The 6451-nt window shown below is 74.3% G+C and carries 6 protein-coding genes; 1 reads left to right on the forward strand and 5 read right to left on the reverse strand.

Features of this window, described 5'->3' with window-relative positions; all coding sequences use genetic code 11:
- The 5 genes from GPJ59_RS31955 to GPJ59_RS31975 all read right to left on the reverse strand — a co-directional run.
- Positions 1-920 (reverse strand): ParB/RepB/Spo0J family partition protein (locus GPJ59_RS31955; RefSeq protein ID WP_219671412.1); only part of this gene is annotated, 920 nt, incomplete at its 3' end.
- Positions 917-2203, reverse strand: a complete 1287-nt coding sequence (locus GPJ59_RS31960) for a ParA family protein (RefSeq protein WP_219671413.1) — start codon at positions 2201-2203, stop codon at positions 917-919. The genes GPJ59_RS31960 and GPJ59_RS31955, both read right to left, overlap by 4 nt.
- A gap of 298 nt (positions 2204-2501) precedes the next feature.
- Positions 2502-3161, reverse strand: a complete 660-nt coding sequence (locus GPJ59_RS31965) for a ScbR family autoregulator-binding transcription factor (RefSeq protein ID WP_308120599.1) — start codon at positions 3159-3161, stop codon at positions 2502-2504.
- Positions 3162-3723: 562 nt separating this feature from the next.
- On the reverse strand, positions 3724-4125 hold the full coding sequence (locus GPJ59_RS31970) for a carboxymuconolactone decarboxylase family protein (protein ID WP_308120601.1): 402 nt from the start codon (positions 4123-4125) through the stop codon (positions 3724-3726).
- Between the two features lie 99 nt (positions 4126-4224).
- Positions 4225-4536 carry a hypothetical protein gene (locus GPJ59_RS31975; protein ID WP_219671414.1) on the reverse strand — a complete coding sequence of 104 codons (312 nt, stop codon included), beginning with the start codon at positions 4534-4536 and terminating at the stop codon, positions 4225-4227.
- A gap of 527 nt (positions 4537-5063) precedes the next feature.
- Between GPJ59_RS31975 and GPJ59_RS31980 the strand changes: the two genes are divergently transcribed.
- The gene (locus GPJ59_RS31980) at positions 5064-6293 is read left to right on the forward strand and encodes an outer membrane protein assembly factor BamB family protein (RefSeq protein WP_219671415.1); all 1230 of its coding nucleotides are present in this window, start codon (positions 5064-5066) and stop codon (positions 6291-6293) included.
- Positions 6294-6451 lie beyond the last annotated feature (158 nt).

Consider the following 6451-nt stretch of genomic DNA (forward strand, 5'->3'; position numbering starts at 1 on the left):
TGGGGCGGGGGGTGGGTGGGGCGAGTGGGGGCTGGGGGGCGGGGGCGGGGGGGGGGGGGGGGGGGGGGGGGGGGGGGGGGGGGGGGGGGGGGGGGGGGGGGGGGGGGGGGGGGGGGGGGGGGGGGGGGGGGGGGGGGGGGGGGGGGGGGGGGGGCGGGGGGGGGGGGGGGGGGGGGGGGGGGGGGGGGGGGGGGGGGCGGGCGGGGCGGGTTGGTGTTAACGGCGTTAATGGTCTCGGCTGCCGCGGCGGCCTGTTCCTCCTGGGGGAGGCGGCCGATGCGGCGGGCGGGCTCCACCTTCAGCTCGCCCGTCTCGACCTTCTCCTGGAGGGGAGGGGTGAGGTTCAGCAGGGCGAGGCGCTGGGAGACCCAGGCCGGGGTCTTGCCGAGGCGCTTGGCGACCTGGGCCTGGGAGCCGTGGACGTCGACGAGCTCCTGGAGGGCGCGGGCCTGGTCCATGGGGGCGACGTCGACCCGGTGGACGTTGGCGATGAGGGCCGATTCGAGGATGTCGGCGGCCGAGGTGGCCAGGCTGTCGTTGACGTGGATGTGCATCGTCTTGAGGCCGGCGAGCAGGGCTGCGGCCAGGCGGCGGTTGCCGTCGATGACGACGTACGGGGCCCGGCCGAGGCCGTCCGTCCTGCCCGGGTGGGCTTCCATGAACGCCATGCGGGTGGCGACCGCGAGGGGCTGGAGCTGGCCGCGGGACATCAGCGACTGCGCCATCTCGTCGAGGTCGGTGAGCTCCTCGCGGAGGTTGAACGGGTTGTGCGCGAGTGCCTCGATGGGCACCTCCGACGGCGGGACCGCCCCGGAGGTGGGGGCGCCCGTGGCCTCGGCGATGGCCGCGCGGCGGGAGCTGACGGCGGTCTGGGCGCGGGCGAACGACGCCGATACCCCGAGCTTGTCGGCCTTGCTCATGAGATCTCCCTGGCGAGGGCGCGCAGGGCGACGGCCTGGTCGCCCTTGGGTGCGTAGACGAACAGCGGCTGCTTGAGGCGTACGGCCTCGCGCTGTTCCTTGAGGTCGGGTACGACGGCGACGACGCGCGGATCCTTTATGTCCATCCAGGCCTGGAGCGAGGAGGTGGCGATGTAGCCGCGGCGGCCGTCGTAGAGGTTCACGACGAGGCCGAGGTAGTCGATGTCGAGGCTGAGGTCGTCGCGCAGGTCGTTGATCTGGGACGTGAGGAGGTCGTAGGCGTCCGCGGAGGAGTCCTCGGCCTGGACGACGATCAGGGCGCCGGAGGCGCCGGGCTGCTCGGTGTCGCGGCGGCGGCCGTAGTAGATGGCCGCGTCCATGCTGAGGCCGAGGCTGGGCGGGCAGTCCACGAGGATCACGTCGTAGTCGGACTCGACCGGGGCGAGGGCGCGTTCGAGGGCGGCCTCGCGGGCGCGGACGGTGGAGAGGCGGACGTCGAGGAGGAAGGCGTCCGTGCAGGAGGGGAGGAGGTGGAGGCGGTCGCCGAAGCGCTCGTCCTCGACGGGGACGATGAGGTCGGAGAGCGGGCCCTTGGCCTCGCCGGCCATGTGGCAGGTGAGGCTGTCGCCGCCGATGGGCATCGGCTGCTGCCCGAGCTGCTTGGTGAGGTGGCCCTGGGGGTCGAAGTCGACCAGCAGGACGCGCATGCCGAGGCCGGGGAGGTCTTCGCGGTCGAAGGCGCTGCTGGCCGGTTCGGTGTGGTGGTGCTGGTGGTGCTGGTGGTGCTGGTGGTCTTCCGGCTCCGCGGTGAGGCGGGCCAGCTGCCGGGCGATGCGGACCGGGTGGAGAGTGTGGGGGTCCTCGGCCAGGGCCTCGGCGGTGCCGGCGGTGATGGCGGTCTTGCCGACGCCGCCCTTCTGGTTGCACACGACGATGCGGCGGACGACCGAGGGGCGCTGGACGGTCGGGGCCGGGTTCATCTCCAGCCAGAGCTGGACGGCTTGGGCGAGTCCCTGGATGAGGGAGACGCCGCGCTCCTTGGAGTGCGTACGGAAGGACTCCCACTGGCCGGCGGGCAGCCAGGTGGAGAACGACTCGGCGCCGGAGGTGTCGACGGGGGAGGGGGCCGAGGCCAGGGCGGACCAGTGGGCGATGCCCTGGTGGACGGCGTCCTGGATGTCCACCCGCAGTTGGGCGGTCCGGATTTTCAACTCCTGGCGCAGCCACGGGGGCAGCTTGGAGACGACCTTCTCACGGTCGCTCGTGGACGAGGGCGAAGTCATGAGAGGGACTTTACTAACGTTCGGTGGGTGATGTGGGCGCCACGCTTGAGTTTTGCTAACGGATGTTGGTGGTGGGTGTTCGTGGTGGCTGCCCGTGGTGGGTGTTCGTGGTGGGTGTTCGTGGTGGTGTGACCGCGTTAACGGCGTTAATGCCGTGCATGGGTGAGGGCGGGCACCGTCGACGTCGTCGACCGTGCCCGCCCTCGTGCGGACGATGCGACAGGGCGGCCTCGCACACGCCGTAGCGAGCACCCCCGTGGTTCACCACGGCGCGTGCGAGGCCGCCCTGGATGCGGTGTCAGCCGACGGCCGCGGCCGGGTGGCCGGTCTCGGCCTGGCACTCGGGGGAGCCGGCCGGGTCGAAGAGGGGGATGCGGTCGGCGGGGACGATGCCCGGGAGCAGGAGGTTCCACAGGTCGACGACCCGCTCGTGGAGGTCCGCGCGGCCGGTGCGGACGTACGAGGTGACCTGGATGCCGGTGAACGCGCCGACGAGGTAGGTCGACAGGGCGGGGACGTCGACGGAGGGGAGCAGGTCGCCACGCTCCTTTGCCGGCACGAGGCAGCTGCGGCAGACGTCGATCCAGGCGTTGTACGGGGACGGGTCGGGGTCCGTGAAGGAGCCGAACTCGATGACCAGGCGGATGCCGGCGCGGATGCGGACGTTGGTGAGCAGCCCGTGGGCCATGGTGTGGGTGAGGTCGATGGCCGTCTGCAGGCCTGGTTCCTCGATGGCCGGGACGGGCTCGGCGACCTGGAACTGCTCCTCCATCAGGGTGCGGGCGAGGGCTTCCTTGGACGGGAAGTGGAAGTACAGGGCGCCCTTGGTGACGCCTGCGTTCCTGACGACGTCGCTCAGGCTGGTGCCGCCGAAGCCGGTCTTGTCGAACGCGACGGCGGCGCCGTCGAGGATGGCCTGCCGGGTGATCTCGGCCCGTTCCTGCCTGGCCCTCGCCACGGGGTCGCTCCTGAGATGGGTGGGAACAGTGGGACTGGTGGGGGTGCAGGGCGTGGTGCGACTGCTGGGGCCGCGCGGCCTGCCGGGTCAATCTAGCTTCAGGTGAAGAAAGAAAACCAGTCGACAAGTACTTTTTCGAGGGGGTGGGGGGTGAGGGTGCGTGGGTGTGTGGGGGTTTGGGGATGTGTGGGGGTTAGCGGCAGCGGCCTCGGTGGTGCGGTGCGGTGCCAACGGTGTTGGCGGCGGGGTGTTGACGGCAGCGGCGTTAACGGCGTTAACGGTCAAGGCCGAGGCCGAGGAGGAGGGGGGCGCGCCGTTCTTTGTCGGTGGGTGGGCTCTGGGCGTTAACGGCGTTAACGGGCACGGGGCTGGGAGCGTTGACGGTGATGGAGAGATGGGGCCCGGGGCGTTAACGGCGTTAACGGTGACTGGGGTCCGGGGGCGTTAACGGCGTTAACGGTCTCCTCGGGCAGGTGCTCCAGCGGTCAGGACCAGGAGCCGGCCTGCTGGCGGGTGGCGAGGTTGATGCGGTTCCAGAGGTTCACCGTGGCGATGGACAGGATCAGGGCGGCGAGCTGCGGCTCGGTGTAGTGGCGGGCCGCCTCTCGTCCGGCACCGCGTCGCTGCGGTCGGCGACGCGGGTGACGGCCTCGGCGAGGGCGAGCGCTGCGCGCTCGGCCTCCGTGAAGTACGGGGTGTCGCGCCAGCCGGCGATGGCGTGGAGGCGCTGGTCGGTCTCGCCGAGCTGCTTCGCGATCTTGGGGTGCATGTCGAGGCAGACGCCGCAGGCGTTGATCTGGCTGGCGCGGATGTGGGCCAGTTCGAGGGTGCGCTCGCTGACGCCGGTGGCGACGACCGCCTTGCCGATCGCCAGCAGGGCGTCCATTGCGCCGGGGACGGCGTAGGCGGGGTTGGCCATGCGGGCGGGGGTGGTGACGGTGGTGGCCGTGGCGGTGGTGGTCATTGGCTCTCCTTGGTTGCTCCGGTTCGGGTCTTCACTGGTCTGACGGAGTGGAGAGCGCGGGTGTGACTGGGTGGGGGAAGTTCTTTCGGCGGGGTCGGATCAGGCGGTCGGGGTCGGGGCTGTGGGGGCTTCGTAGACCGGGAGGGGGAGGGCGGAGGCCGTCTTCTGCCCCTCCTTCAGCATCAGGTCGAGGATGCGGCGGCGGCTGAGGAGGCCGTTGCGCAGGCGCAGGCCGGTGCGGGTGGCCGGGGCGAGGAAGGAGCCCGTACGGTCGCCGCCCTTCTGGCAGCCCTCGGCGTGCGCGCGGAGCAGGTTCTCGTACCGGGTGAAGGCGCCACGGGGGTCCTCGGGGGAGCGGGCGAGCTCGCCCGCGAGGACGTACGCGGCGACGACGGCGGTGCCGGTGCCCATGCCGCCGATGGTCGCTCCGCAGGCGGCGTCGCCGAGGAGGGCGATGCGGCCGGTGGACCAGGAGGGGACGTCGGCGCGGCTGATGGAGTCGAAGTAGAGGTCGTCGGCGTGGGTGAGCGCGTCCAGGAGGTGGGGGACGTGCCAGGGGAGGTCGGCGAAGGCCCGCCGGACAAGGTGCTTCTGGGCCTCGGGGTCGTGGCGGTCGGAGGGGGGGTGGGGGGGCTTTGAGACGGAGAAGGGGCGGGGGCGGGGGGGGGTGGGGGGGTCGGCGGCGAGCGCAGCGGGGCGGGCGGGGGGGGTGGAGGCGGTGGGGGGGGGGGGGGGGGGGGGGGGGGGGGGGGGGGGGGGGGGTGGGGGGGGGGGGGGCGCTGGGGGCGGGGGCTGGGCCGGGGACTGGGCCGGGCGCCGATGAGGACACGCATCGGCGGGACGGGGTCGGTGCGGGTGCGTCGGGCTCGGGTGCGTCGGGCTCGGGTGGTGTCCGGGGGCGGATCGGGGCGCGGCTGCGGCTGCGGCCGCGGAAGGTCGTGGCTGTTGGGCTCGGGCTGTTGCTCGTGGGCGGGGTGGTCGGCGGGTACCTCGTGTTCGGTACCCCGGCGGGGGCCGGGCGGGCCCCCGTACGCAGCGGGGAGCAGGGGCCGCACGGCGCGGGTGGGGAGCTGGTCACGCCGTGGGCGGTCACGCTGGGCGGGACGCGCAGCCGCGTGCACCCGGCCGCGGCGTGCTCCTGGCAGGCCGGGGCGCTCTACTGCTCGGGCCCGGGCCTGACCGCGGCCCGGCTGAACCCGGCCGACGGCTCGCTCGCCTGGTCCCTCCCCGCACCCGCGCCTGCCGCCCGTACGACGGAGAGCGGCGCTCCGCTGCACGCCGGCGGGCTGGTGCTCGCGGTGGCCGCGGGCGGCGACCTGCTCCAGGCGCTGGACCCGGCGACGGGCGCCGAGCGGTGGAAGCGGAAGCTGCCGCAGGGCGCGAAGGTGGTGCCCGCCGGCCCGTACGCGCTCGTCGCCGGTGTGGACGGCAGTGTCACCGGGCTCGACGCGGCGACGGGCGGGCAGCGCTGGGCGAAGCGGATCGGCGACGGGGCCGCGCTGTGGTGCGCCGGGCCGGAGCAGCCGGGGTCCGGCCCGCCCGTCCTGTATGCGGCGGCGCAGGCCGCGGACGGCGCATCGACCCAGGTCATGGAGGTGGATCCGGCGACCGGCGCGGTACGCCGCCAGGTGCGCGCGGCCGGGCTGGTGGAGCCGGTCGGGGTGGCGCAGGGCGGGCTCTACCTGCTGGAGAGCGACAAGGCGTCGCTGGCCGTCGCGGTCGTACGGATGGACCTGGGCGGCGGCGGCCGCCCGGGGATGCGGCGGACCCCGCTGTCGGCGCCGCTGCTCCAGGCGCAGGCCGCCGTGGACGCGGACGGGGCGGTGTACGTCTTCGGCACGTCGGGCGCGCTGGTTGCGGTGCGCTGGGAACCGGACCGCGAGGAGCGGGGCCGCGAGGAGTGGCGGCTGGAGACGGGCATGACGGTGGCGTCGCGGCCGGTGCCCAGTGGCGGGCGGGTCTACCTGAGCGCGCCGGACGGGCGGCTGGTGGCGGTGGACGCGGGGAGCCGGCGGCTGGTGGGGCAGACGAAGCCGAGGATGGCGGACGGGCAGAACACGTATGCGGCGGCGTTGGCGGCGCCGGTGGTGGTGGGTGGGCGGGTCTTTGCGACGGCGCCGGACGGGACGGTGTTCGCGGTCCCGGCGGATCAGCCGGAGGGCTGGTAGCGGGGTCTTCCGCTGCGCGGGGGCTGGCGTTGGCGGGGCCACTGCGTGGCCGGGCCGGACCGAGGCGGCCGCTGCGCGGGGCCTGGCGGAGCGGGGCCGTTGCTTGGCCGGGCCGAGCCTGGCCGAGGCGAGCCGGGCCGCTGCGCGGGGCCTGGCGG

Origin of the sequence: Streptomyces bambusae (assembly GCF_019400985.1) — a bacterium.
GTDB lineage: Bacteria > Actinomycetota > Actinomycetes > Streptomycetales > Streptomycetaceae > Streptomyces > Streptomyces bambusae_A.